General features: G+C 72.7%; 25 protein-coding genes and 2 pseudogenes. 12 read left to right on the plus strand and 15 right to left on the minus strand.

Annotated features, from left to right (window positions below; translation table 11 throughout):
• Window positions 1-2: 2 nt before the first annotated feature.
• From MUY22_RS35745 to MUY22_RS35755, 3 genes are all read left to right on the plus strand, one after another.
• Window positions 3-1,424: an L-fucose/L-arabinose isomerase family protein gene (locus MUY22_RS35745; protein ID WP_247051589.1), complete on the plus strand. Its 1,422-nt coding sequence runs from the start codon at window positions 3-5 to the stop codon at window positions 1,422-1,424.
• A 44-nt stretch (window positions 1,425-1,468) separates the two neighbouring features.
• Entirely contained in the window at window positions 1,469-2,824 is a 1,356-nt protein-coding gene (locus MUY22_RS35750; protein ID WP_247064274.1) for a rhamnulokinase family protein, read from the plus strand.
• Window positions 2,825-3,036: 212 nt separating this feature from the next.
• Window positions 3,037-3,798 (plus strand): NPP1 family protein, encoded by a 762-nt coding sequence (locus MUY22_RS35755; RefSeq protein ID WP_247051590.1) that lies wholly within the window; start codon window positions 3,037-3,039, stop codon window positions 3,796-3,798.
• A 3-nt stretch (window positions 3,799-3,801) separates the two neighbouring features.
• Here MUY22_RS35755 and MUY22_RS35760 read toward each other — a convergent pair whose 3' ends face one another.
• The 4 genes from MUY22_RS35760 to MUY22_RS35775 form a co-directional block, all read right to left on the minus strand.
• Entirely contained in the window at window positions 3,802-3,957 is a 156-nt protein-coding gene (locus MUY22_RS35760) for a hypothetical protein (RefSeq protein WP_247051591.1), read from the minus strand.
• A gap of 107 nt (window positions 3,958-4,064) precedes the next feature.
• Entirely contained in the window at window positions 4,065-4,673 is a 609-nt protein-coding gene (locus tag MUY22_RS35765; RefSeq protein WP_247051592.1) for a response regulator, read from the minus strand.
• Window positions 4,670-5,776, minus strand: coding sequence for a sensor histidine kinase (locus MUY22_RS35770; protein WP_247051593.1), 1,107 nt, complete (start codon window positions 5,774-5,776; stop codon window positions 4,670-4,672). The genes MUY22_RS35765 and MUY22_RS35770 overlap by 4 nt, the downstream gene beginning before the upstream one ends.
• Window positions 5,777-5,801: 25 nt before the next feature.
• Window positions 5,802-6,200 (minus strand): hypothetical protein, encoded by a 399-nt coding sequence (locus MUY22_RS35775; protein WP_247051594.1) that lies wholly within the window; start codon window positions 6,198-6,200, stop codon window positions 5,802-5,804.
• Between the two features lie 165 nt (window positions 6,201-6,365).
• Between MUY22_RS35775 and MUY22_RS35780 the strand changes: the two genes are divergently transcribed.
• Entirely contained in the window at window positions 6,366-7,415 is a 1,050-nt protein-coding gene (locus MUY22_RS35780; protein WP_247051595.1) for a LacI family DNA-binding transcriptional regulator, read from the plus strand.
• A 237-nt stretch (window positions 7,416-7,652) separates the two neighbouring features.
• Here the strand turns inward: MUY22_RS35780 and MUY22_RS35785 are convergent, their stop codons facing one another.
• Window positions 7,653-8,222, minus strand: a complete 570-nt coding sequence (locus MUY22_RS35785; RefSeq protein WP_247051596.1) for a DUF305 domain-containing protein — start codon at window positions 8,220-8,222, stop codon at window positions 7,653-7,655.
• Window positions 8,219-9,151, minus strand: coding sequence for a DUF1996 domain-containing protein (locus MUY22_RS35790; RefSeq protein WP_247051597.1), 933 nt, complete (start codon window positions 9,149-9,151; stop codon window positions 8,219-8,221). Before MUY22_RS35790 ends, MUY22_RS35785 begins: the two co-directional genes overlap by 4 nt.
• A 217-nt stretch (window positions 9,152-9,368) precedes the next feature.
• Between MUY22_RS35790 and MUY22_RS35795 the strand changes: the two genes are divergently transcribed.
• The 4 genes from MUY22_RS35795 (at window position 9,369) to MUY22_RS35810 (ending at window position 13,986) form a co-directional block, all read left to right on the plus strand.
• Entirely contained in the window at window positions 9,369-11,501 is a 2,133-nt protein-coding gene (locus MUY22_RS35795) for a discoidin domain-containing protein (protein ID WP_371827523.1), read from the plus strand.
• Window positions 11,502-11,868: 367 nt separating this feature from the next.
• Window positions 11,869-12,303, plus strand: a complete 435-nt coding sequence (locus MUY22_RS35800; protein WP_247051598.1) for an XRE family transcriptional regulator — start codon at window positions 11,869-11,871, stop codon at window positions 12,301-12,303.
• Between the two features lie 27 nt (window positions 12,304-12,330).
• The gene (locus MUY22_RS35805; RefSeq protein WP_247051599.1) at window positions 12,331-12,921 is read left to right on the plus strand and encodes an ImmA/IrrE family metallo-endopeptidase; all 591 of its coding nucleotides are present in this window, start codon (window positions 12,331-12,333) and stop codon (window positions 12,919-12,921) included.
• A gap of 9 nt (window positions 12,922-12,930) precedes the next feature.
• Window positions 12,931-13,986: a hypothetical protein gene (locus MUY22_RS35810; RefSeq protein WP_247051600.1), complete on the plus strand. Its 1,056-nt coding sequence runs from the start codon at window positions 12,931-12,933 to the stop codon at window positions 13,984-13,986.
• Between the two features lies 1 nt (window position 13,987).
• Here the strand turns inward: MUY22_RS35810 and MUY22_RS35815 are convergent, their stop codons facing one another.
• On the minus strand, window positions 13,988-14,500 hold the full coding sequence (locus MUY22_RS35815) for a 2'-5' RNA ligase family protein (protein WP_247051601.1): 513 nt from the start codon (window positions 14,498-14,500) through the stop codon (window positions 13,988-13,990).
• 89 nt (window positions 14,501-14,589) lie between these two features.
• The gene (locus tag MUY22_RS35820; RefSeq protein WP_247051602.1) at window positions 14,590-15,009 is read right to left on the minus strand and encodes a hypothetical protein; all 420 of its coding nucleotides are present in this window, start codon (window positions 15,007-15,009) and stop codon (window positions 14,590-14,592) included.
• 154 nt (window positions 15,010-15,163) lie between these two features.
• On the opposite strand from MUY22_RS35820, the gene dinB reads away from it, so the two are divergent.
• Window positions 15,164-16,354 (plus strand): DNA polymerase IV, encoded by a 1,191-nt coding sequence (dinB, locus tag MUY22_RS35825; protein WP_247051603.1) that lies wholly within the window; start codon window positions 15,164-15,166, stop codon window positions 16,352-16,354.
• A gap of 206 nt (window positions 16,355-16,560) precedes the next feature.
• Here the strand turns inward: dinB and MUY22_RS35830 are convergent.
• Window positions 16,561-17,274 (minus strand): annotated as a pseudogene (locus MUY22_RS35830) (class I SAM-dependent methyltransferase); the annotation flags it as partial.
• A 208-nt stretch (window positions 17,275-17,482) separates the two neighbouring features.
• On the opposite strand from MUY22_RS35830, the gene MUY22_RS35835 reads away from it, so the two are divergent.
• The 3 genes from MUY22_RS35835 (at window position 17,483) to MUY22_RS35845 (ending at window position 20,609) form a co-directional block, all read left to right on the plus strand.
• Window positions 17,483-17,893: an Lsr2 family protein gene (locus MUY22_RS35835; protein ID WP_247051604.1), complete on the plus strand. Its 411-nt coding sequence runs from the start codon at window positions 17,483-17,485 to the stop codon at window positions 17,891-17,893.
• Window positions 17,894-18,436: 543 nt separating this feature from the next.
• Window positions 18,437-18,613 carry a hypothetical protein gene (locus MUY22_RS35840; RefSeq protein ID WP_247051605.1) on the plus strand — a complete coding sequence of 59 codons (177 nt, stop codon included), beginning with the start codon at window positions 18,437-18,439 and terminating at the stop codon, window positions 18,611-18,613.
• Window positions 18,614-19,313: 700 nt separating this feature from the next.
• Window positions 19,314-20,609: an OFA family MFS transporter gene (locus MUY22_RS35845; RefSeq protein ID WP_247051606.1), complete on the plus strand. Its 1,296-nt coding sequence runs from the start codon at window positions 19,314-19,316 to the stop codon at window positions 20,607-20,609.
• A gap of 40 nt (window positions 20,610-20,649) precedes the next feature.
• Here the strand turns inward: MUY22_RS35845 and MUY22_RS35850 are convergent, their stop codons facing one another.
• The 6 genes and pseudogenes from MUY22_RS35850 to sucD form a co-directional block, all read right to left on the minus strand.
• Window positions 20,650-21,807 carry an NAD-dependent formate dehydrogenase gene (locus MUY22_RS35850; protein WP_247051607.1) on the minus strand — a complete coding sequence of 386 codons (1,158 nt, stop codon included), beginning with the start codon at window positions 21,805-21,807 and terminating at the stop codon, window positions 20,650-20,652.
• 102 nt (window positions 21,808-21,909) lie between these two features.
• The gene (locus MUY22_RS35855; RefSeq protein WP_247051608.1) at window positions 21,910-22,845 is read right to left on the minus strand and encodes a LysR family transcriptional regulator; all 936 of its coding nucleotides are present in this window, start codon (window positions 22,843-22,845) and stop codon (window positions 21,910-21,912) included.
• Between the two features lie 4 nt (window positions 22,846-22,849).
• The gene (locus MUY22_RS35860) at window positions 22,850-23,215 is read right to left on the minus strand and encodes a LysR substrate-binding domain-containing protein (RefSeq protein ID WP_371827705.1); all 366 of its coding nucleotides are present in this window, start codon (window positions 23,213-23,215) and stop codon (window positions 22,850-22,852) included.
• Between the two features lie 395 nt (window positions 23,216-23,610).
• Window positions 23,611-23,736: pseudogene (locus tag MUY22_RS35865) on the minus strand (LysR family transcriptional regulator); the annotation flags it as partial.
• Window positions 23,736-24,161, minus strand: coding sequence for a carbonic anhydrase (locus MUY22_RS35870; RefSeq protein ID WP_305879324.1), 426 nt, complete (start codon window positions 24,159-24,161; stop codon window positions 23,736-23,738). The gene MUY22_RS35870 and the pseudogene MUY22_RS35865, both read right to left, overlap by 1 nt.
• A complete protein-coding gene (gene sucD, locus MUY22_RS35875; RefSeq protein ID WP_247051609.1) occupies window positions 24,161-25,042 on the minus strand; it encodes a succinate--CoA ligase subunit alpha in 882 nt (293 codons plus the stop codon). The genes MUY22_RS35870 and sucD overlap by 1 nt, the downstream gene beginning before the upstream one ends.
• Between the last annotated feature and the right edge of the window lie 2 nt (window positions 25,043-25,044).

Below are 25,044 nucleotides of genomic sequence, written 5' to 3' on the forward strand. Positions count from 1 at the left end.
CGATGACCCTCGACCGCATCACGCCGCGCAAGACCCGCGTCGGGCTCGTCGCGGGCGGGCTCGGCGCGTACTGGCCGCAGTTCCCGAAGCTGCTGCCGCAGCTGCAGGCGTCGGCCCGGCGCGTCGCCGAACGACTGTCCGGAATGGACTGCGAGGTCGTCGACGTCGGGTTCGTCTCGGACGCCCAGGAGAGCGCGGCGGCCGCGGAGAAGCTGAGGGTCGCCGGGTGCGACCTGATCATCGGCTTCCTCACGACGTACCTGACGTCCAGCATGCTGGCGCCGGTCGCCCAGCGGTCGGGGGCGCCGGTGCTGCTGCTGAACCTGCAGCCCACCGAGGCGATGGACCACGAGTCCTTCGACACCGGCGCGTGGCTGGCCTACTGCGGCGCCTGCCCGCTGCCGGAGATGGCCAACGCGTTCCGCCGCCTCGGCGTCGAGTTCCGCTCGGTGTCCGGGTACCTGGAGGACACGCGCGCCTGGACGCGGATCGAGCGCTGGATCAAAGCGGCGGGCGTGCGGGCGGCGTTCCGCCACGGCCGCCACGGCCTGCTCGGGCACCTCTACCCGGGCATGATGGACGTCTCGACCGACCCGACGCTCGTGTCCGGCCAGCTCGGCGGGCACGTCGAGATCCTGGAGATCGACGACCTGCGCGTGCGCGTCGAGAAGGTCACCGAAAGCGAGACGGCCGACCGCGTCGCCCTGGCGTGCGACGTGTTCACTGTGGACGAGTCCGTTGTGGACGAAGACTTCGCTTGGGGTGCTCGCGTTTCTGTCGCTTTGGACCGGCTCGTCGAGGACTTCTCCCTCGACTCCCTCGCGTACTACCACCGCGGGCTCGACGGCGAGACCCACGAGCGCGTCGGCGCCGGGTTCATCCTCGGCGCGTCCCTGCTCACCGCCCGCGGCATCCCCGCCGTCGGCGAGTACGAGCTGCGGACGTCGCTGGCCATGCTGCTGATGGACCGGCTCGGCGCGGGCGGCTCGTTCACCGAGCTGCAGGCGCTGAACTTCCACGACAACGTGGTCGAGATGGGCCACGACGGCCCGGCCCACCTCGGCATCAGCGCCCGCAAGCCGCTGCTGCGCGGCCTGGGTGTCTACCACGGCAAGCGCGGCTGGGGCGTCTCGGTGGAGTTCGACGTCAAGCAGGGGCCGGTGACGCTCTGCGGGCTGGCCCAGGGCCTCGACGGCACGTTCTCGCTCGTCGCGTCCGAGGGCACGGTCGTGCCCGGGCCGCTGCTGCGGATCGGCAACACGACGTCCCGCGTCGACTTCGGGTGCGACCCGGGGGAGTGGACCGACGCCTGGTCGGCCAGCGGCATCGCGCACCACTGGGCGCTGGGCACCGGCCACCGCGTCGCCGAGCTGACGGCGGTGGCGGACCTGCTCGGGCTGGAGCTGACCGTGGTGCGGGCGTGACGCGGGTCGCGGCCGTCGACCTCGGCGCGTCCAGCGGGCGCGTGATGGCCGGGACCGCGGGGCCGGGCCGCCTCAGCCTGGAGGAGGTCCGGCGGTTCCCCAACGGCGGCGTCCGGGCGGGGCCGGCGCTGTACTGGGACGTCCTGGGGCTGTACCGGGAGACCCTCGCCGGGATCCGGGACGCCGGCCCGCTGGACGGCATCGGCATCGACTCCTGGGCCGTCGACTACGGGCTCCTCGACGAGTCCGGCGCGTTGCTCGGCAACCCCGTGCACCACCGCGACTCCCGCACCGACGGCGTGCCCGAGAAGGTGGCGGCGTCGATCTCCGCCCGCGAGCTGTACGACGTCACCGGGCTGCAGCAGCTGCCGTTCAACACGCTGTACCAGCTGGTGTCCGAACCGGACCGGCTCACCGCGGCCCACACTATGCTGCTGATTCCGGACCTGCTGAACTACTGGCTGACCGGCGAGATCGGCGCCGAGCGCACCAACGCGTCGACCACCCAGCTCTACGACGTCCGCGCGCGGACCTGGGCTGCTGACCTGGCCGCGCGGGTGGGCATCCCGTCGCGGCTGCTGCCACCGCTGCGCGACCCCGGCACGGTGGTGGGCCCGGCGCGGGAGCTGTCCGGCGTGCCGGTGATCGCGGTCGGCTCGCACGACACGGCGTCGGCCGTCGTCGCGGTCCCGGCTGAACCGGGCACGAATTTCGCGTACATCTCCTGCGGCACCTGGTCGCTGGCCGGGCTGGAGCTGTCCGAACCTGAGCTGGGCGACGCAGCGCTGGCCGCGAACTTCACCAACGAAGGCGGCGTCGACGGCACGATCCGGTTCCTGCGCAACGTGATGGGCCTGTGGGTGCTGTCGGAGACCCTGCGGACGTGGTCGCGCACGGACCTGCCGGACCTGCTCGCGGCGGCCGCCTCGGCCCCGGCCCTCGCGGCGGTCGTGGACATCGACGCGCCCGCGTTCCTGCCGCCGGGCGACATGCCCGCCCGTATCGCGGCGGCTTGCCGCGCCACCGGCCAGCGCCCGCCGTCAACGCCGGCCGAGGTCGTCCGGTGCATTGTGGACAGTCTGGCCCTGGCCCACCGCCGCACCCTCCGCGCGGCCGCGGCGATCTCCGGCCGCTCGTTCGACGTGGTTCACATCGTCGGCGGCGGAGCCCGCAACGAACTCCTGTGCCAGCTGACGGCGGACGCGTGCGGCGTCCCGGTCCTCGCGGGCCCAGTCGAAGCGGCCGCCCTGGGCAACGTCCTGGTCCAGGCCCGAGCCCTGGGCGAGGACCTCCCGGACCTGCCGTCGATGCGCGCCCTGGTCCGCGAAACCCAGGAGGTCCGCCGCTACGACCCGACGGCCCACGCCGACTGGGCCGCCGCCGAGGCCCGGCTCCGGTAGTCCGTGAATGCCACATCGAGGGACATAGTGTCCGTGAATGTGGCATTCACGGACGTGCCGCTGACCGGGGCAGGAGTGCGCGTTCGTGCCCTGGTGACGGTTCCGGGCGGGCAGACTCGCCGTGGGTACCGTTGCGGAGCTCTGGTGAGGTGGGGACGCTGACCTCGGATCTCTTGTCGGAAAATTTCCGACCGCGACCGAGGGAGTACGTAATGGCGCACCGATCCCGCACCCTGGCCGCTGTGGCCGCCGCCGCGCTGGGCCTCGCCGTGGCCTTCCCGGCGACGGCGTTCGCCGACCCGCCCGGCGCCCTGCCCGCCAACGCGAGCGACTTCGAGAAGACGTTCCAGCCGGCCTTCGACTACGACAAGGACGGCTGTTACCCGACCCCGGCGATCGGGCCGGACGGGACCATCGCGCCCGGCCTGTCCCTCGGCGGCGACACCAACGGCCACTGCCGCGACTCCTGGGACCTCGACAACACCAACTCCTACTCGCGCCAGAAGTGCAACAACGGCTGGTGCGCGGTGATGTACACGCTCTACTTCGAGAAGGACCAGGCCTCGCTCGGCCCCGGCAGCGCCGGGCACCGCCACGACTGGGAACACATCGTCGTGTGGGTCAAGGACAACCAGGTCGAGTACGTGGCGACGTCGCAGCACGGCGGTTTCGCGGTGCACGACCGCGCGAGCATGCTGTTCGAGGGCACGCACGCGAAGGTCGTCTACCACAAGGACGGCGGCTCGACGCACTGCTTCCGCTCGGCCAACGGCAACGACGACCCGCCGGAGAACCACAAGGGCGTCTGGCAGTACCCGACCCTGGTCGGCTGGGACGGCTACCCGGCCGGGCTCCGCGACAAGCTCGTCGCGGCGAACTTCGGCAGCGCGACCTTCGGCATCAAGGACGACCAGTTCGCCGGCAACCTCGGCAAGGCGAAGCCGGGCGGCATCCCGTTCGACGAGAACGCCTGACGCTCAGCTCGTGACCGGCCGGCCGCGGCCGCGCTTCAGTTCGAAGAAGCCCGCCGTGCCGGTCACGAGCACGACGCCGTCCCAGAGCCGTCCCGCCGCCTCGCCGAGGGGGACCGGGCTGACGACCGGGCGGTCGACCGGTGCTTTGTCGCGGTGCACGCGGGTGCCGAACGCCGTGTAGAAGCCGCGCAGGACGTCGTTGCCGTGCGCCCGCTCGGCGACCGGCCCGGCAGAAGATCCGATTCCGCGCCGCCGGACCGGGCCAATCAGAGCCAGCCGCGGTCGTCGGCGATCCGGACGGCGTCGACGCGGTTGCGCCCGCCGGTCTTGGTGATCGCCGCGGAGACGTAGTTCCGCACGGTGCCTTCGGACAGGTAGAGCCGCGCCGCGATCTCGGCGACGGTCGCGCCGGTCCGCGCGGTGATGAGGACGTCGCGTTCGCGCGCCGTCAGCGGGGATTCGCCCGCGGCGAGGGTCGCGACCGCGAGCGCCGGGTCGACCACGCGCTCGCCCTTCACGACCCGGCGGATCGCGTCGGCGAGGGCGTCGGCCGGCGCGTCCTTGACGACGAACCCGACCGCCCCGGCCTCCATCGCGCGGCGCAGGTAGCCGGCGCGGCCGAACGTCGTGAGCATGACGACGCGGCAGTCCGGCACCTGCGCGGCCAGCACGGCCGCGGCGGCCAGCCCGTCGAGGCCCGGCATCTCGATGTCGAGCAGCGCGACGTCGGGCCGGTGTTCGCGCGCGGCCGCGACGATCTCGTCGCCCCGCCCGACGGACGCGACGACCGCGAAGTCGTCCTCCAGGTCCAGGAGGGTGCCGAGGGCCTGGCGGACCATCTCCTGGTCGTCGGCCAGCAGCAGCCGGATGGTCACGGCACCTCCACCGGTGTCAGGGACACGGCCAGCCGCCAGCCCCGCGGGCTCGCCGGCCCGGCTTCGACGCGCCCGCCCGCGTCGGCGACCCGTTCGCGCAGCCCCGCGAGCCCGCTGCCTTCGGTGGCCGGGCCGCCGACGCCGTCGTCGAGCACCTCGACCGACGACGCGGAAAGCGTGACGGCGCAGCGGGTCGCGCGGGCGTGGCGGGCCACGTTGGTGAGGCCTTCGCGCACGACCCAGCCGAACAGCTCCTGGTGGTCCGGGCCGACGACGTCGACGGCGGTGGGCAGGTCGGCGGTGACCCCGCACGCGCGCAGCAGTTCGCGGCCACGGGCCAGCTCCCCGGCGAGGGTGACGTCCCGGTAGCCCGACACGGCGGCCCGGACGTCGGTCAGGGCCTGGCGGGCGAGCGTCTCGACGGCCGCCATCTCTTCGCCGGCCCGCGCGGTCTCGGTGCCGAGCAGCCGCCGGGCCAGCGTGCTCTTGACGGTGATCGCGGTCAGCGAGTGGCCGAGCAGGTCGTGCAGGTCGCGGGCGATCCGGGTGCGCTCGGCCTCCGACGCCAGCCGCGCGACCTCGGCGCGGGCCTCGACGAGGGCGATGTTGGCGTGGATGGCTTCGGCGAAGGCGTAGACCACGAGCACGGTGAAGAACAGGGCGATCGCCTGCGGCCAGCCCGGTTCGGCCCGCCACGACGGCACGGCCCACGGGACCAGGACGGCGGCCAGCGCGACGACGGCGCCCAGCGCCGGGGCGTAGCGGCCGATGCGCGGCGCGACCAGTGAAACGACGACCGCGGCGAGGAAGAAGGCCTCCCCGTGGGCGAAGGGGAGCGCCGCGGCGAAGAGCACCGTGCAGACGCCGAGGGACACCCAGTACCGCCGCCAGGTGCGGCGGGCGGCGGCGACCGCGCCGACGACGTAGGCGACGGCGAAGGCGGCCACGAGCACGCAGCCGGCCACCGCGGCGGCGCCGCTCGAGTGCTCCAGCACCGCCGGCACCGTGACGATCGGGAAGGCGAGCAGCCCCGCGTCGAGGACCAGCCGCCGCCAGCCGCGCACCCACCGCTGCGCGTCGGCGGGTGCCGTCGAGTCGTTCATCAGCGGCACGCTACCGCGCTCGCCGTCAGCGGGCCGCGAACCGCGACCGCAGCTCGCGGCCGTTCACCAGGACGGCGACGCCGAGCAGCAGCAGCCCGCAGACCGCCTGCTCGAGCCGCAGCCACACCGGGAACGCGCCCGGCAGCGCGACGATGACGGCGATCGCCACCAGCATCACGCCCGAGACGATCCGCAACCGCAGGAACGCCTTCTTCGAGCCGCGCGCCGCCCGGCGGGCGAAGGAGAGCGTCAGGAGCGCGCTGGCGACGACGATCGTGGCGCGCACCCAGACGGCGTCGGTCACCATCGTGGGGTTGTCGCGGAACAGCACGATCACGCCGAGCGTCAGGACGCTGACGCCGAGGTAGGTGCCGATGAGGGCGAGCACGCGGCGGAAGGCCGGCGCGGTGGTCTGGACGGTCACGGTGTTCTCCCCGGGGAGTGCGGAACGGAGGTGCTTGCCCCGGAAATGCTCGTCGCGCGGGCCCCCGGCGGGCAGTGCCGTCCCGCACCGGGCGCTCATGACATTTGTCATCGTGTTGTCGGCCCAGGACTGGGAGAGCGCTCTCACAGGTGCTACAAAGAACGGGTGACGACGCATCCGCCTCCGGCGCCACCGACCCTCGAAGACGTCGCGCGGGTCGCCGGCGTCTCGCGCGCCACGGTCTCGCGGGTGGTGAACAGCGTGCGCAACGTCGACCCGAAGCTGCGCGAAACCGTCGAACGCGCCATCGCCGACACCGGCTACGTGCCGAACCGGGCCGCGCGGTCGCTGGTCACGCGGCACACCGGCGGGATCGCGCTGGTGGTGTCCGAACCCGAGCGGCACATCGACGCCGAAGCGTTCACCGGCGGCGTGTTCGGCGACCCGTTCTTCGGCCGGGTGGTCGAGGGCGTCGTCGCGCACCTGCGCCCGCACGGCCGGCACCCGCTGCTGATGCTCGTCGACAGCGAGGACGAGCGCGCTTCGCTCGTGGCGAAGCTGCGGCAGGAGCAGGTCAGCGGGGTGCTGCTGATCTCGCTGGCCCCCGACCGGGACCCGCTGCCGCTGATGCTGACCGAGGCGGGCGTCCCGACGGCGCTGTTCGCGCGACCCGCCCGCCCGGCACCGGTGTGCTACGTCGACGTCGCCCACCAGGACGGCGCCCGGATCGCGGCGGACCGGCTCGTCGCCCGCGGCTGCCGGCGGGTCGCCACGATCGCCGGCCCGGGCGGCACCCCGGCGGGCCACGACCGGCTGGCGGGCTTCCGCGACGCGATGGCCCGCCACGGCCACGCGTACGTGCCGGTCGCCGAGGGCGACTTCACCCAGCACGGCGGCGAGCTCGCGATGGAACGGCTGCTGGCGGCCGAGCCGGACCTGGACGGCGTGTTCGTCGCCAATGATCTGATGGCGTACGGGGCTTTGTCGGTGCTTTCCGACGCCGGGCGCCGGGTCCCGGACGACATCGCGGTCATCGGCTTCGACGACAGCCGCGTGGCGCTGAGCTGCCGCCCTCGATTGACGACGATCCGCCAGCCGGTCGAGGCCATGGGCGCGGCGATGGCGCGGATGGTCTTGGACCGCATGGCGAACCCCACGCTGCGCGCGGAATCGGTGATCTTCGACCCGGAGCTGGTAGTCCGGGACTCCGCCTGACCCGTACCCAGCCAGTCGGCTCGCGTTCGCCTTGCCGTGTCGTCCTTCCAATCACACGTGTCGACTTCCGGGTACGCCGGTCGCTCGCCGGAACCCCTGGCACGACGGCAACTCGGCGACGAGTGACGGGTTGGTCGTCACTCGTCGCCGAGTACCTGCACCGGAGTCCGCGCACCCGGCCGAGCCGCTCCCGTGGCCGGCCGGGGCCCGGCAGTGGGGCCGGGCGGCGGTCTCCGGTCAGCTCGTCCGGTCCAGGACCTCCGCTTCGCGCGTCGCGGCGGTGGCGAGGTCCCGGGCCAGTGCCTGGGTCGCCGGGTCGGCGCCCGCGGCTTGTTCGCCCTTCGCCAGCACCACGATCTGCTTCGCGTGGGCCCGCAGCAACGCGACGAGCCGCTGGTCGAAGTCGCCGCCGTGGCTGGTCCGGAGCGCGACCAGGTCGGCTTCGGTGATCATCCCCGGCATCTGGTGTCCACTGTGGACGTTCCCGGCCGGCAACCCCGCCCGGTCACGAGCCGCCCGCAGGCGGGTCAGGAACCCGTCCTGGGCCGGCTCGAGCGCCGAGGCGGCGGACCGCACGGCGGTGCTCGCCGCGTGGTCCGCCGCCAGGTGGGCCGCGGTGACGGCGTTCTCCGTCATCGGCACGGTCAGCTGCAACCACGCGATGTCGGTCGGGTTGAACGCCCCGGAGCCGGCACCCGCCCCGGGGCCGGGCGGCGGCGCCGGGGCCGCCGGCACGGCGGTGGTGGCACACCCGCCCATGGACATCGCCACCACCACCGCCGCGACCACCGGCGCCCGCCGCCTCACGGCCGGCCGGGCAGCCGGTAGTTCGGACCGAGGACGGTGCCGCGGTCCGGTTTGTAGAGGTCGAACCCGCGCGGGTCGCACTGGAGCCCGCCGTTGATGCAGTGCGTGACCAGCGCGGCGAGGGTGGGCGGGTCCCACGCGTTGAAGAAGTCGTAGTGCCACGAATACCCGCGTCCGCTGGCCAGATGGACGCCGGACATGTCACCGCTGACCGGGAACGCGATCTTGAACTCCAGCATCGGCACCGCGACCGGGTGGTCGGCCGGGCACGTCAGCGTCGTCTTGTCCGGGTAAGCCATGTGGCTCTTGTGATCGGCGGAGTCCAGGTGGACGCCGTCCCAGCAGCTCGGGGCCTGGTACCGGATGTTCAGCTGGCTGCCCGGCGTGCACTGCACCGGGATGTCCCAGTTGTGGAAGGTGTCGCCGCACTCCCAGCCCTCGATCGCGCCGGGCGCGTTCTGGAACTGGTCCTGCGTCGCCGTGACCGTCCCGGCGACGTAACGCAGGCCGGGCGGGAACGGCACGACCTTGGTGTAGTCGAGGATGCCGGACTTGTAGTACACGACCTGCGCGAAGTTCGGCAGGATCACCTGGTTGCCGTTGTAGACCGTCGGGAACCAGTACGCCGACAGGTCGTCGGGCGCCAGGCAGGTCGTGTTGCCCACGCCCGCGGCCTGCAGCGACTGGGTCGTCGTGGCCGCGTTGGTGGTCTTGTTGCCGATGAACGTGTGGTCGTGCGACGCGCCGGGCAGCCCGGGGAAAACGATCGGGTCGTCCGGCTGGTGGTGACTGGGGGAGCAGTTGACCTGGAACTCGTGGTGCGTCACCAGGTTGTCGGCTCCGGCCGGCGACGACGTCGCCGCGGTCAGGAAGGCGCCTGCCAGCACGGTGGCGGCGGTGCAGGCGAGGAGCGCGGCTTTCGATGCCAAGGGTCCTCCACGGTGAGGGTGCCTGAGGAATGGGAGAGCGCTCTCCAAGAGCATGCGCACCGTGCTGCCACCCTGTCAAGGAGTACCCGCATCCCGTCGCGGACGGGCATTGTCCGTTTCCAGACGGGAAGCTTGACAACGCGGGCCGCCGTAACGAACGATCGGCCGTGCCGGAGAGCGCTCTCCAACCTCCGTCCCCTTTCGCGCGGGAGTCATCGTGGACCGACCGTTGCCCCTTCGTGCCGTCCCGGCACTCGTGGTCCTGCTGGTACTGGGCCTGCTAGCCGGCCCGACCCCGGCACACGCCGCGACGTTGCTATCCCAAGGCAGACCCGTGACCGCCTCCAGCAGCGAAGGCGCGTCGACGCCGGCGTCCGCCGCGGTCGACGGCAACGCGGGCACCCGCTGGGCCAGCGCCTGGAGCGACCCGCAGTGGCTGCAGGTCGACCTCGGTGCCGCCGCCGACATCAGCCAGGTGACCCTGAACTGGGAATCCGCCTACGCGACGGCGTACGAGATCCAGGTGTCCGACAACGCGTCGTCGTGGACGTCGATCTACAGCACGACGACGGCGACCGGTGGTGTGCAGAACCTCGCCGTCAGCGGCCACGGCCGGTACGTGCGCTTCTACGGCACCCACCGGGTCGGCGGCTACGGCTACTCGCTCTGGGAGTTCCAGGTCAGCGGCACCCCGGGCACGACGACGCCGGGCGGCCCCGGCGTCACCAAGGTGACCGGCAGCCAGGGCAACTGGCAGCTCTCCGTCGACGGCCGGCCGTGGATCGTCAAGGGCCTCACGTGGGGCCCGCCGGTCAGCGAAGCCGCGTCGCGGATGCCGGAGCTGCACTCGATCGGCGTCAACACCGTCCGCACCTGGGGCACCGACGGCAGCAGCCAGCCGCTGCTGGACGCCGCCGCGGCCAACGGGATCAAGGTCGTCGCCGGCTTCTGGCTGCAGCCCGGCGGCGGGCCGGGCAGCGGCGGCTGCGTCGACTACACCACCGACACGACCTACAAGAACACGATGCTCGGCGAGATCCAGAAGTGGGTCAACGCCTACAAGGGCAACGCCGGCGTGCTCATGTGGAACGTCGGGAACGAGTCGATCCTCGGCATGCAGAACTGCTACTCCGGCACGCTGCTGGAGCAGAACCGCATCGCCTACGCCCGGTTCGTCGACCAGGCCGCGCAGGCGATCCACGCGATCGACGCCAACCACCCGGTCACCTCGACCGACGCCTGGACCGGCGCGTGGCCGTACTACAAGGCCTACACGCCGAACCTCGACCTGTACTCCGTGAACTCCTACGCGCAGGTCTGCCAGGTCAAGCAGGACTGGATCAACGGCGGTTACACGAAGCCCTACATCATCACCGAGACCGGCCCGGCCGGCGAGTGGGAGGTTCCGAACGACGTCAACGGCGTCCCGGCCGAGCCCACCGACCAGCAGAAGCGCGACGGCTACACGAACGCCTGGAACTGTGTGCTGGCCCACCCGGGCGTGGCGCTCGGCGCGACGTTGTTCCACTACGGCAGCGAAGGCGACTTCGGCGGCGTCTGGTTCAACATCACGACGGGCAACGAGAAGCGGCTGTCCTGGTACGCCGTCCGCAAGATCTACAGTGGACAGACCGGCGGCAACACGCCCCCGGTGATCTCGTCGATGAACCTCAGCCGCACCACCGACGTCCCGGCCGGCGGCACCTTCACGGTGACGGCGAACGTGTCCGATCCGGACGGTGACCCGATCACCTACACCATGGGCTACAACAGCAAGTACATCAACAACGCGGCCGGCCTGATCCCGGCGCAGTTCACCGGCACCGGCACGTTCACGGTCACCGCGCCGAAGGACCTGGGCGTCTGGAAGATCTACCTCTACGCCCGCGACGGGCACGGCAACGTCGGCATCGAGACGCGCTCGCTGCGCGTGGTCGCGCCGCCGGTGCCGGGCACCAACCTGGCCCGCGGCGCGGCGACCACGGCGTCGACCTACCAGGCCGACGGCCCCGGCGCGCCCTACCCGCCGCAGGCCGCGACCGACGGCAACCAGGCGACGCGCTGGGCGAGCGCGTGGGCCGACCCGCAGTGGCTGCAGGTCGACCTGGGCAGCCGGCAGGCGTTCAACCACGTCCAGCTGGTCTGGGAGTCGGCGTTCGGCAAGGCGTACGAGATCCAGGTCAGCGACGACGGGGCGAACTGGCGCTCGGTCTACGGCACCACGACCGGTGACGGCGGCGCCGACGACCTCGCGGTCTCGGCCACCGCCCGGTACGTGCGGGTGAACGCCACCCAGCGCGGGACGGCGTACGGGTATTCGGTGTACGAGTTCGGCGTCTACCGGAGCTGACGGCAGAAGGTGGTGGCCCCTCCCGCACCGGGAGGGGCCATTGTCGTCGGATCCGTTGGGACGGCGGCACTCTTGCCGCACCCACACGGCGTGGCGCACCGCTGAAGTGCCCACGTGGCGGACACCGTGATCCGTACCGTGGGCGTGCACCGAACGGAGGAGGGCCGGCGCGGGGCCGCGGGTTCGGCGCGTGGCCACCCCCAGCGGCCACGTGAGTCACCTCGCGGCCGCCGAGCCGGCCCGGGCTGGTGTTCCGTTTCCGAAACACCTACCGTCGGTATCGTAGTCTTTCCGGTACATGCTGTGTCAAGTTTTCGGGACAGCTAGGCTGGTTGTTGTCACGTTTCACGGTTGAGGGTGGTGTGCGGTGAGCGAGGAGCGCAGTTTCGCCGAACGGCTGGCGCACTTGATCGCGACCGTGCACCCGCCGGACCGCAAGCCCTACTCCTACCGGGAGATCGCGCACGGCGTGGCGGAGCAGACCGGCGTCACGATGTCGGCGACCCACGTGCAGCAGCTCGCCGTCGGCGCGCGCAAGGACCCCAAGCGGTCCCACATCCAGGCCTTGGCCCAGTTCTTCGGCGTGCCGGTGACCTACTTCTTCGACGACGAGGTGGCCGGCGAGGTCGACCAGCAGGTCGAGGACGTCGTGGCCTGGCGCGACGGCGAGGCCCGGAAGATGGCGCAGCGGGCGATGCAGCTCTCGCCGCGCGACCGCGAGACCGTGACCGCCCTGATGGACCAGCTCGGCAGCTACGACGAGACCCGCCGCCGCGAGGGCCGGCGCCGGAAGCCGGAGTGACGTGCGTGCGGTGAGCGGTCGGCTACGATGACGTCGTCCGTGATCGCGCCCCGGTGCACCCGGCTGGCGCCCGCTCAGCGGGGAGGGCCCATCGACGCGCACGGCCTGACGCAGCTGCGAGCCGGGGCCCGCGCCCGGGTGCTGGCGGTGCTCACCGCCGTCCCGCTGCCGCGGCCGTGGTCGATGAACCGCTGGGTCGACGGCCTGGAGGCGTGGCGCGGCCGCGAAATCGACCTCGTGCCGGTCGAGTACCGGCCCGGCCAGCCGTCCGGCGCCTGGCAGGCCCGCCCGGCGTACGACCTGATCGCCTACACCGAGCACACGTCGGCGCTGCACCAGGACCACATCATCGCCCACGAGCTCGCCCACATGCTGTGCGCGCACACCGGCAGCTGCCTGATGTCGGAGTCCGAGGCCGCCGAGCTCGCCCCCGATCTGGCGCCGCGGGCGCTGTCGCACCTGCTCACGCGCGTGACGAGCGGCCGCGACGAGTACGAGGCCGAACTGATCGCCGTGCTGCTGATGAGCGCGGCGACGAGCGAACCGCTCGCCGTCCAGCCCGGTGCGTCCGGCCGTGCGGCGGACCAGGCGCGGCGGCTGGCGGCGCTGCTGGGATAGTCCGGTCCCGTGATCGACATTCTGTTCCTCGGGGTCGGGCTCTTCGCGCTGGCCGTCGGGATCTGGCGCGCGGTGCGGGCGCGGCGGACCGGCGCCGGCGCAGGGCTGGCCGTTTCGCTCATCGCGCTCGGCGCGGCGTTCTGCTTCCTCTCCAATCGTGCGCAGGTGCTGGAGAGCGAGCTGTACCCGAGCCTCGGCCGGCTGCTCTCGAACCTCGCGACCATGGTCGCGGCCTACGGGATCGGGCTGACCGTCGCGGAGATCAGCGGCACCCGCGACCGCGGCCGGCGCACCCGGCTCGTCGCACTGGCCACGGCGTTGACCCTGCTGGTGGTGATGTTCTTCAGCACGCCGGACCTGCCACGCGGCATCGGGTTGTTCGACGAGCTGTACCGGACCCACCCGACGCTGGTCGTGTACGTCTTCGCCTACACCGTCTACCTCGGGTTCGCGGTGCTCGACATCGGGATCGTGTCGGCGGTGACGATCCGGGCGAGCGGCGGCGCGTTGCGCGCCGGGCTCGCCCTGCTGCTGCTGGCGTCCGCGTTCGCCGTCGCCTACCTCGGCGGGAAGGTCGTCGCGACGCTCAAGGCGCTGCAGGCCGACCACCCGGCCAAGGCGTTGTGCGCCGGGCCGTTTTCGACGCTGCCGTGCGCGCTCGACGTCGGCTTCCCGGCGGTGTCGGTGCTGCTGATCGTGCTGGGGCTGACGATCCCGTCGATCCCGGGGCTGGCGGCCGGCCGCCGCGACGCGCGGACCCTGCGTGTGCTGCGGCCGCTGCGTGAGCACCTCACCCGCCGGTTCCCGGAGATCGTCCGCATCGACCCGGGCGGCCCATCGCGCCGCGAACGGCTGCTGACGGCGATGAGCGAGACCAACGACGGCCTGATCCTCGCCGGGGTGACGCCGGAGCTGGCGGCGCCGGCGGCCGCGCGGCTGGTGCGCGACCTGCCGGACGAGCCGGGGGAGACCGCGCCGCCGGTCGCCGGTGCGGAACCGTTCGCCGCGGACGTCGCGCGGCTGCGGGCGATCGCGAAGGCCTACCGGAGCGGCACCGCCGGGTGAGTCACGCGCCGAACGGCGCGGTGAGCCGGGTTTCCCAGCCCTCGTCGTCGAGGGCGACCAGGTGCAGGGCCTCCGCGCGGGCGGCCAGCGGGAGCAGCGGCCGGACCTCGGCCGCGACCCGCTCGAGGTCGGCGTCGGTGCCGCCCATCGCGACGGTCAGGTGGGCGTCGGGCGCCGGGCCGAACCGGCCGCCGTAGGGCGGGACGTCCGGCCAGCGCGCGCAGACCGCGTCCGCGATCGCCTGCAGCGCGGGTACGGGGATCGCGGAGAAACCCGGCGCGGTGACCAGTTCGGTGAGCGGGACGCCGACCGGTGCGACGGCGGCGGCCAGCGCGCGCACGGCGTCGAGGTCCTCGTCGGTCACCTCGGACGCGGGGAGGAACGGGTACAGCGCCGTCACGTGGGCGGGCAGGCCGGGGCGGACCAGCTCGGGGGCGGTGCGCCGGGCCGCGGCGAGCACGGGCTCGGCGGCGGGCAGCAGGATCACCAGCGCGGTGGTTCCGGGTCGGGGCACCTTCGCATCATGGCAGTGCGCCCGGTCGGGCCGCCGCCCGCGGCAGCACAGGCGCGCGGACCAGCGGGGTCCCTCGGAACGGAACCCGCTCAGGCGGCGGCGCTTTCCGGGAACCGGCTGGCGCGGGACAGGGCCAGGCTGCGGCGGCACAGTGCGACCAGCTCGTCGTTCGCGCGGCTGCGCGGGCTGCGGCCGCAGAGCCCGCAGCGGATGGCGACCTCGCCGGTGAGCTCGTCCACCGCGACCAGGGCCTGGTGGTCGCACCGGCGGCACCAGCGGTAGCCGATCGCGGAGTTGGCGTGCACCGGGGACGAGACGCACTCGTGCAGCCAGCGGCGGTGCGTCCGGCAGGTGACCCGGTCGGTCGGGTCGAGCCCGCCGGTGTCCTCTGCCCGGTCCTCGCGGGCCAGCGTCGTGGCCAGCAGCGGCTGGCGCGGGGCGGCTGGCCTGTCCTGCGGGTTCGGCCCGGCCCACGCGTGGTGGTCGCCGCAGCGGCACTTCTCGGTCATGTCGCTCCCAAGTTCCGGTAAGTCGATGTCTTCGAGTGTGGGCGCGGTCACGCACGGGGACTACCGGGAAAACGCTCAGTTTCGCCCAACGGCGCGACGGTGACGGCGGACGGACGAGCGGATTTCGGCGCGCGGGTATGCGAACATGTGTTCTATGACCGCCGAGGGCCCCATCCTCCACGCCGACCTCGACTCCTTCTACGCGTCGGTCGAGCAGCGCGACGACCCGGGACTGAAGGGCCGGCCGGTCATCGTCGGCGGCGGGGTGGTGCTGGCGGCGAGTTACGAGGCCAAGGCCTACGGCGTGCGCACCGCGATGGGCGGCGCGCAGGCCCGGCGGCTGTGCCCGCACGCCGTCGTCGTGCCGCCGCGGATGTCCGCCTATTCGGCCGCGAGCAAGGCGGTGTTCGAGGTCTTCCGCGACACCACCCCGCTGGTGGAGGGCATCTCCATCGACGAGGCCTTCCTCGACGTCGGCGGATTGGCCAAGATCGCCGGACGGCCGAGCGCGGTCGCCGAGCGGCTGCGGCAAGCGGTCGCCGAGCGGGCCGGGCTGCCGATCACGGTCGGCGTCGCGCGGACGAAGTTCCTCGCCAAGGTCGCCAGCCGGGTGGCGAAGCCGGACGGCCTGCTCGTCGTGCCGCACGACGCGGAGCTGGCGTTCCTGCACCCGCTGCCGGTCGGGGCGCTGTGGGGCGTCGGGAAGGTGACCGAGGAGAAGCTGCGGGCGTGCGGGATCACCACGGTGGGCCAGCTGGCCGCGTCCGAGCCGGTGGACCTCGCCGGCCTGCTGGGCCGCGGCGCCGGGCGGCACCTGCACGCGCTGGCGCACAACCGCGACCCGCGCGTCGTCGAGACCGGCGTGCGGCGCCGGTCGATCGGCGCCCAGCGGGCCCTCGGGCGCGGCCGGCGGACCCCGGCCGAGCTCGACGTCGTCCTCGTGGCCCTGATCGACCGCATCGCCCGGCGGCTGCGCGCCGCCCACCGCATCTGCCGCACGGTGACGATCCGCCTGCGCTTCGCCGACTTCACCCGGGCGACGCGCTCGTGCACGCTGACCGAGCCGACCGAGGGCACCGGCCGGCTGCTCGCCGCGGCGCGCGAGCTCCTGGAGGCCGCGCTGCCGCTGATCGCCGACCGCGGGATCACGCTGCTCGGCGCGTCCCTGTCCAACCTGACCGGTGACGACCACGTCCAGCTGGCCCTCCCGTTCGAACGCCGGCGGGCCACCCAGCTCGACACGGCCGTGGACTCGGTGCGGGACCGGTTCGGGAAAGCGGCCGTCACCCGCGCGGTTCTGCTGGGCCGTCCGGCCGAGCCTGAGATGCCGCTGCTGCCCGATTGACAGAGAAGCGCGACGGTGCGTCGGGAAAGTGTGCAGCTTTCCCGGGGCGGTGCGGGAATGCGCGCGTGGGTCAGGTGGGAAAGCCGGCTCGGCTTCAGCGCGTCGTCGCGATTCCACTCATCGGTGCCCACGCTGCCGCGCTGACCGGTCTGTTCGATCACTTCGAAACCGGTGCCGCGCAGGAGATCCGCCATGGCGGCGGGGGAGAGGAACGTCCGCCAGGGCTCACCTTCTGCCGCGGCCATCGGCGCGACGGCTTCGGCGTAACCGTTTCCGGCCGCGTCGCGCAGTTCCGCGGGGAGCAGGTGGTCGGCCACGATTTCCGAGCCGGGGGCGAGGCCGCCGAGCTCGGTCAAGGTCGTCAGGATCGCCGCCCTGGTCAGGTACATGGTGACGCCGAGCCAGCTGACGAACACGGGACGGCGCGGGTCGAGTCCACTCTGGACGAGCCGGTCGGCGAGCGTGTCGGTTTCGAAGTCGACCGCGACGAAGACCACCGACGGCGGCTCGGTGATGCCCGCGGCTTCCAGGAGTGCGCGTTTGGCCGCTTGGGTCGCGGCCCGGTCGACCTCGAACACGCGGAACCGGCCGGGCGGTGTCCGATAAGCGAACGAATCGAGTCCGGCGCCGAGAATCACATACTGGTATATACCGGAATTGGCGCGCAGAAGACGCTCTTCGGCGAACCGGCTGCGGCAGACGGCCTCGGCTCGCGCGCCGGCGAGGACCGGGTGGCTGCCGTGGAGCCGGTGATACGCCAGCAGTTCCTCCGCGCGGGCGCCGAGCAGCGGCGCGGCGAGCGGGTCCGAGAAGAGGGGCGGTGCGGCGTCGACGAGCAAATGTGCGGCCCGTGCGGCGGCCGCCGTGAACGCCGTGCGGCTGACACCGGGCGCATTGCCGGGGGAATCGGGCGAAGTCATGCCGCAACGGTACCGATTTGATTTCGACCATATCACGAAAACAAAAAGTCTACAAGATCACGCCCATTTCGACTAGGTTGCGATCACGTCTGTACGCGGGCGGCCCCGGCGCCCGAGCGGCCATTGTGGACGCCCCGCGTGCTTGACGGGATTCGACAGGTTAGGGTCTGTCCGACCGTGTTCTGGAGAAGATGAGGAACGACGAACCATGGCGCAACGGGTGCACGTCGAGATGGTGGACGACCTCGACGGGAGCGAGGCGAACCAGACCGTCCCCTTCGCCCTCGACGGGGTGAGCTTCGAGATCGACCTCTCCGAGGAGAACGCTTCGGCGCTGCGGGACGAGCTCGCCCGCTACGTCGGCGCCGCACGGCGCATCGGCGGCCGCAAGGTCCGCCTCGCGACGGGCCAGTCGCTGACGGGCGCGTCGGGCTCGGGCACCGACCGCGAGCGCAACCGGCAGATCCGGGAGTGGGCGCAGGACAACGGCTACGAGGTAGCCGAGCGCGGCCGCCTCTCCAGCGAGATCATCGCCGGTTTCGAGGAACACCAGGCCGCGGCGGCCGAACCGGCAGAAGCCAAGCCGGCTCGCAAGCGCGCAACCCGCAAGAAGGCCTGACGCGGATCCCGTGCTGCGCAAGGGGTCCGGCGCCTGGGGCGCCGGCCACCCGAGGCGTGGTCGCGTCGAGGAAGTTCCGGACGCCGGGTGCCGGCCTGGAGAAGCGTTGCCAGCAGCGCGGATCCCGGTAGGCACCCGGCGAACTGCTTGTCTCATCCCGCTGGATGATTGAGTTGAGCAACGGGCAAGTCGTTCGGTCCGGCTCGCAAGCCGGTCGGCCGAGAAAGCCCGGCAGGATGGCGCCCGGCAGGCAACTTGAGCGTGCCGCTGATCGGGGTTGCCGCTGCAGGCCGAGGAGGGTCCGGGCCGATGGCGCCCGGCGGATGAGCTGAGTGCCCCGCCGACCAGTGCTGCTGTAGGCCGAGGCAGGTCCGGCGCGATGACGCCCTGCAGGCGAGCTGGGGGCTCCTCCGATCGAGTTGCGGCTGCAGACTAAGAAGAGTCCAGTGCGACGGTGCCTGGTCGGCAAGCAGAACGCTCCGTCGACCGAGTTGCTGCGGTAAGGCCGAGATGAGTCCGGCGCGATGGCGCTCGGCGGGCAGGTTGGGCGTTCTGCCGATCGAGTTGTTGCTGCTGGCCGTGGAGGGTCCGCCGCGATGGCGCCCGGCCGACAGGCTGAGTGTTCCGCTGATCGAGTTGCTGCTGCAGGCCGAGGTGGATCCGGCGCGATGGCGCCCGGTCGGCAAGTTGAGCGCCTCGCCGATCGAGTTGCCGTTGTAGGGCGAGGAGTCCGGCGCCATGGGTGCCGATCGGCAGGCTGAGTGTTCCGCCGACCGAGTTGCTGCTGTAGGTCGAAGAGAGCCCGGGCCGAGGTGTCCGGTGGGCAACCTGAGCGGTCCGTCGATCGAGTTGCCGCTGCAGGCCGAGAGAGTCCGGCGCGATGGTGTCCGGTCGGCAGGTTGAGCGCCCAGCCGACCGAGTGTCGCTGCAGGCCGAGACGACCGTCGTCAAACCCCCGCTCCTGAGTCGCGCCCCTTTCGGCGCCCCGCTCCGGCCGTCGTGTCGGACTGAAGTCTGCTGCTTCCTCGGCGTGACCACATCGGACCCCCTGCCGGTCCGGCCTGCGATGATCGGCTGGAAAACCGGCACTTCCCAGGTGCCCAAAGGCTTGTCGGAGGGGGTCTCCGCTGGCCAGACTGTCAGTGCTCCAACGCGGCCGGTACCGCGCCGGAGCACCGGCCCGGTGGCCGCCTCCTCCCTCGATGGCCACCGGGCCGCCTTTCCGCCCGGCGCCAGGCGCGGGCCACCCCGGAATCCCCGCACCGCACCGAAACCCGTGCTCGCGGCGCCTCCTGCTCGCGAAATTCGCAGTGCGGACCGCCGAACGGGTCCGGTGGGTGGACATCGCCGCCGTCGAGGGCGCACACTCGGACTACTCCATACTGCATACAATCAGCAGTCGAAACGGGTGGTGGTCGTGATGTCCCAAGTCCGCGAGCTCCGGGACGTCTACGGACGCCGGTACCGGGTCGGGGAGACCGACCTCGAGCTGCTCGGCCGGCCGCGCGGCCGGATCACCTGGCTCGCCGCGGCGGGGATGCTCGCCGCCGGGGTGCAGCAGTACGGCTTCGGCGCGATCGTGCCCGAGCTGAGCCGGGCGCACGGCTGGACGTTCGGCGCGATCGTCCTCACCTTCGCGCTGTGGGCCGTCTGTCAGGCCGGGATCGCCTTCCCCGCCGCGTGGCTGCGCGAACGCGGCACACTGCCCGCGCCCGCCGCGATGACGCTCGGCGCGGTCCTGTGCGCCGCCGGGCTGGTCACCCTCGGGCACGCCGGCAGCCTGCTCACCGTGTTCCTCGGCTACTCCGTGCTCGGCGGCCTCGGCACCGGCCTCGTCTACGCCACCTGCGTCGGCGCCGTGCTGGCCTGGTTCCCGGACCGCTCCGGCCCGAGCGCGGGTGTCGTCAGCGGCGCCTTCGCCTGGGGGAGCGTGCCTTTCGTCGTGCTGGCCGCCCTGCTGCCGGACGTCCGCCCGGTGCTGCTCGACGCGACCGCCGCCGTGGTGCTCGTCGTGATCGCCGGGTGCGGCGCCCTGCTGCGCTACCCGCCGCGGCACTGGTGGCCCGCGACGCCGGAGCCGCGCGCGTGGGCCCTGGACAGGACGCACAACCGGCACCCGGCGATCCGGCACTACCGGCCCGCCGAACTGTTCCGCTGCGGCACCACCCTCGCGCTGTACCTCGTCGTTGTGCTCGCCGCCGCGGTGCTGTTGTTCGACCTCGCGTACCTGGCGACGTTCGTCGCCGAGCGCAGCGGACCCGGCCTCGCCGCCGCCGCGCTGGCCCTGCTCGCCGCGGCCACCGGGTCCGGCCGGCTGCTCATCGGACGGCTCGCCGACCGGCTCGGCCGCCGCCGGATCCTGCGCCTGGCCCTGCTCGCCGGCGGGGTCGCGCAGTTCGTCCTGTACTACTCGGGCGAGCACCGCCACGCCGTCGGCCTGCTGCTCGGCGTCATGCTGGCCGGGCTCGGCAACGGCTGCTGCTACACGCTGCTGGTCGGTCTGGTCCGCGAGTACTTCGGGGAAGAGTCGGCCCTGCAGAACTTCGGGATCCTGTACAGCGCCAAGGCCGTCGGCGCCGTCGTCGGGGTCGGGCTCGCCGCGGTCGGCCTGCTGGGCGCGTTCGCCGTCGCCGGGGTGCTGAGCCTCGCCGGGGCGCTGCTCACCGGCCGTCTCACCCAGCCCGGCCGGCCGAAGTCCCTGCTGCCCGCGGCGTAGGCCCGGTGGGCGGGGACCTCCCCGCCCACCGGACGCGGGCTCAGCGCGTCGAGTAGGAGTGCGCGCCGGTGCCGGCGAGCTTGCCGCCGTCGACGATCAGGTACTCGTCGCGGATCGGCGATCCCCCGAAGTAGTCCTCCAGGATCTCGCGCGTCCCCGCCGCGTAGCGCGCCTGCGCCGAGAGCGACGACCCGGAGATGTGCGGGGTCATGCCCTGGTACGGCATCGTCCGCCACGGGTGGTCGGCCGGCGCGGGCTGCGGGTACCAGACGTCGCCCGCGTACCCGGCCAGCTGGCCGCTCTCGAGCGCGCGGACCACGGCGTCGCGGTCGGCGATCTTCGCCCGCGCCGTGTTGATCAGGTACGCGCCGCGCTTCATCGACGCGATCAGCTCGTCGCCGAACAGGCCTTCGGTCTCCGGGTGCAGCGGCGCGTTGATCGTCACGACGTCGCAGTGCGGCACCATCTCCGCGGCACTCGGGTGGAAGGTGAGGTTCAGCTCCCGCTCGACCTCGGCCGGCAGCCGGTGCCGGTCGGTGTAGTGCAGGTGGACGTCGAACGGCGCCAGCCGCCGCAGCACGGCGGTGCCGATCCGCCCGGCCGCGACCGTGCCGATGTGCATGCCCTCGACGTCGTAGGAGCGCGCGACGCAGTCGGCGATGTTCCAGCCGCCGTCCAGCACGACCTGGTGCGCCGGCAGGTAGTTGCGCACCTGCGAGAGGATCATCATCACGACGTGCTCGGCGACGCTGATGCTGTTGCAGTAGGTGACTTCGGCGACCGTGACGCCGTGGGCGATGGCCGCGTCGAGGTCGACGTGGTCCGAGCCGATCCCGGCCGTGACGGCCAGCTTCAGCTTCGGCGCCCGGGCGATCCGCTCGGGGGTGAGGTAGGCGGGCCAGAACGGCTGGGAGATCACGATCTCGGCGTCGGCGAGCTCGCGGTCGAACTCCGAGCCTTCGCCGTCCTTGTCGGAGGTGACGACGAGCGTGTGTCCCCGCGACTCCAGGAACTTCCGCAGCCCGAGCTCACCGGAGACGCTGCCGAGCAGTTGCCCGGGGGTGAAGTCCACACCCTGCGGGGTGGGCAGGGTCTGGCCGCCGGGGTAGCCGTCCAGGTGCGGCAGGTCGTCACGCGGGTAGGTCTTCGGGTAGCCGTCCACCGGGTCGTCGTAGAGCACGCACAGCACCTTTGCCACGGCGTCACACTCCAGTTTTTTGTTGCGGGACAAGTACTTTCACCGTCCTCCGCGCGCGCGAGCGGGTCAACGTGAAGGTTTCTATCCCGGGATAGGCACCGGCTATCGGGCCTGTTCGGCGAGGTGCCGGTGCAGCAGCGCGTCGAGGGTGCCGCGGACGTCGACGCCGCGGACGACCTCCAGCAGCGCGCGGGCGAGGATGGGCTCGGGCGAACCCGCCGTCACCACCAGGCCGATCCGGTGCGATCGCGACGGCGTTTCGAGCGGCACCACCCGCATGCCCGGCGGCACACCGAACAGGTGCAGCCAGGCGTGGGAGATGACGCTCGACCAGTGGTGCGTGGCGACGTGGGAGTAGAGCGCGGAAACGGTGTCCGTCTCGATCGCCGGCACGACGGTGGCGCCGGCCTCGGCGAACAGCGCGTCGAGCACGCGGCGGTTGCGCATGTGCGGCATGAGCAGGCACAGCGGCAGCGTGGCGACCTCGGCCCAGCGCACCAGCCGGCGTCCGGCCAGCTCACCGTCGGACGGCGTCAGCAGCAGGTACCGCTCCTCGTAGAGCGGGACACAGCGCAGCCCGTGCGGTGGTTCTTCGTCCACATAGGTCAGTCCGGCGTCGAGCTCGAACGCGGTCAGCCGGCGGGCGATCTCGTCGGAGGACAACGACTCCAGCGTCACCCGGGCGTGCGGGTGCCGCTCGCAGAAGGGCGCGGTGAGCATCGACATGGCGGTGAGCGCGGTGGGGATGGCGCCGACGCGCAGCACCCCCGAGAGACTGTCGCGCATCGTCGAGAGGTCCTCGTTGAGCGCGTCGCGCTCGGCCAGGATCCGCTGCGCCCACACCAGGACGCGCTCGCCTTCGGGCGTCAACCCGGCGTACCGCGCGCCGCGCTGGACGACCTGGGTGCCGAGCTCGCGTTCGAGCTTCCGGATCCCGGCCGAGAGCGACGGCTGGGACACGTGGCACGCCTCCGCGGCCCGGGCGAAGTGTCCCTCGCGGGCCAGCGCGACGAGGTATTCGAGCTGGCGCAGCAGCATGGGTTCAGCCTAGGTGAGCGAGCACGGCGGCGACGGGCGCCGGCGGCTCCTCGCGGTGGGTCGCGGCGAGCTGCCAGAGCGGGGGAGCGGCGAACCGCCGCGCGGTGACCTCGGGAAACCGCGCCGCGGCCGACGCCGGCAGAACGCAGGCGGCCAGCCCGGCCCGCACCAGCGAAGCCGCGGCGGTGAGGTCGTCGGCCTCCAGGCTGACGCGGCGGTCGGCGAACGCGCGGTCGACGACCTCCCGGATCGCCCACCCGGCCGGGAAGTCGACGAGCGAGAGCCCGGACAGGTCACCGGGCGCGGAGCGGGAGCCGCCGGGGGCGGTGGCGAGGACGAGTTCTTCACACGCCAGGGGAGTGGTGACCAGGCCGCCGGAATCCGGCGGCGACGCGGATCCGAGCCCACCCGAGCCGAGCCCGGTGCGGTCGTGTCCCGTGGATCGGCGAACCCGGGCCCGGTGAACACCGCCAGCGCGATGTCCACTGTGGACTCAGTGAGCGCGCACTCCAGCCGGTCCGCCGGCAGCTGGCGGACCTCGACGACGAGGCCCGGATGCGCCTGCCGCAACGCGGAAAGGACCCGGTGCAGGTCGAGCAGCAACCCGGGGACCAGGCCCAGCCGGACCCGGCCGTGGACGGGGGAGATCGCCGCGCGGGCGCGTTCCACCGCTTCGAGGGCCGCCCGCGCGGCGGGCACGAAGGCCTCGCCGGCGGGCGTCAGCGCCACGCGGTGCGTGGTGCGGTGGAACAGCGGCGTGCCGAGGTCGCGTTCCAGCGCCCGCACGACGGTGGACACCGTCGACTGCACGGTGTGCAGGCGCAGCGCGGCCGCGGTGAAGCCGCCTTCCTCGGCGACCGCGACCACGACCGCGAGCTGGCGCAGGTCCATCACGTCACCTCGTCCAGCACGCCGGTCCGCTCGTCGAGGACGAACCCGCGCACCGCGCCGGTGTGCGGCAGGAACGGGCTGGCCCGCAGCCGCGCGATGCACTGGCGGACGTCCTGGGCCGGGTCGGTGAACGACTCCGCTGCCCAGCCCGGCCGGATCCCGGTGCGTTCTTCCAGCCGCCGCGCGAACTCCGTGTCGGTGAAGGTGCGCATCCCGCAGTCGTGGTGGTGCAGCAGCACGATCTCGCGGGTGCCGAGCAGGTGCTGGCTGACGGTCAGCGACCGGATGGCGTCGTCGGTGACGGCGCCACCGGCGTTGCGGATGACGTGCGCGTCACCCTCCTGGAGCCCGAGCAGGCGGTAGACGTTCATCCTCGCGTCCATGCACGCGAGCACCGCCAGGCCGAGCCGCGGTCTCGCCGACATCAGCCGAGGATTTCGCGGGCGAGGGCCGCGGTCTCGCTCGGCGTCCGGCCGACGCGGATCCCGGCCGCCTCCAGCGCCGTCTTCTTCGCCTCGGCCGTGCCGGACGAGCCGGACACGATCGCGCCCGCGTGGCCCATGGTCCTGCCTTCGGGCGCGGTGAAGCCCGCGACGTAACCCACGACCGGCTTGGACACGTGGGCGCGCACGTACTCCGCGGCCCGCTCTTCGGCGTCACCGCCGATCTCGCCGATCAGCACGATCAGGTCGGTGTCCGGGTCCTTCTCGAACGCCTCGACGGCGTCGATGTGCGTCGTCCCGATGATCGGGTCGCCGCCGATCCCGACGCACGTGGAGAAGCCGATGTCGCGCAGCTCGTGCATGAGCTGGTAGGTCAGCGTGCCGGACTTCGAGACGAGCCCGATCCGCCCCGGCCCGGTGATGTCGGCGGGGATGATCCCGGCGTTGGACCTGCCGGGGGAGATGACGCCGGGGCAGTTCGGCCCGATGATCCGGGTCCGCCCGCCCGCGGCGACGGCGTGCGCCCACAGCCGCGCGGTGTCGTGCACCGGGACGCCTTCGGTGATCACCACCGCGAGGCCGATCCCGGCGTCGACGGCTTCGACGACGGCGCCTTCGACGAACGGCGGCGGCACGAACAGCACGCAGACGTCGGCGCCGGTCCCGGCCATCGCGTCGGCGACGCTGCCGAAGACCGGCAGCGTCGAACCCGCGATCTCCACGTGCTGCCCGGCTTTGCGCGGGTTCACCCCGCCGACGACGTTCGTCCCGGCGGCGAGCATCCGCGCGGTGTGCTTCGCGCCCTCGGTGCCGGTGATGCCCGAGACGACGATCCGGCTGTTCTCGTCCAGGAAGATGGCCACGG

The sequence above is a fragment of the Amycolatopsis sp. WQ 127309 genome, from assembly GCF_023023025.1.
GTDB lineage: Bacteria > Actinomycetota > Actinomycetes > Mycobacteriales > Pseudonocardiaceae > Amycolatopsis.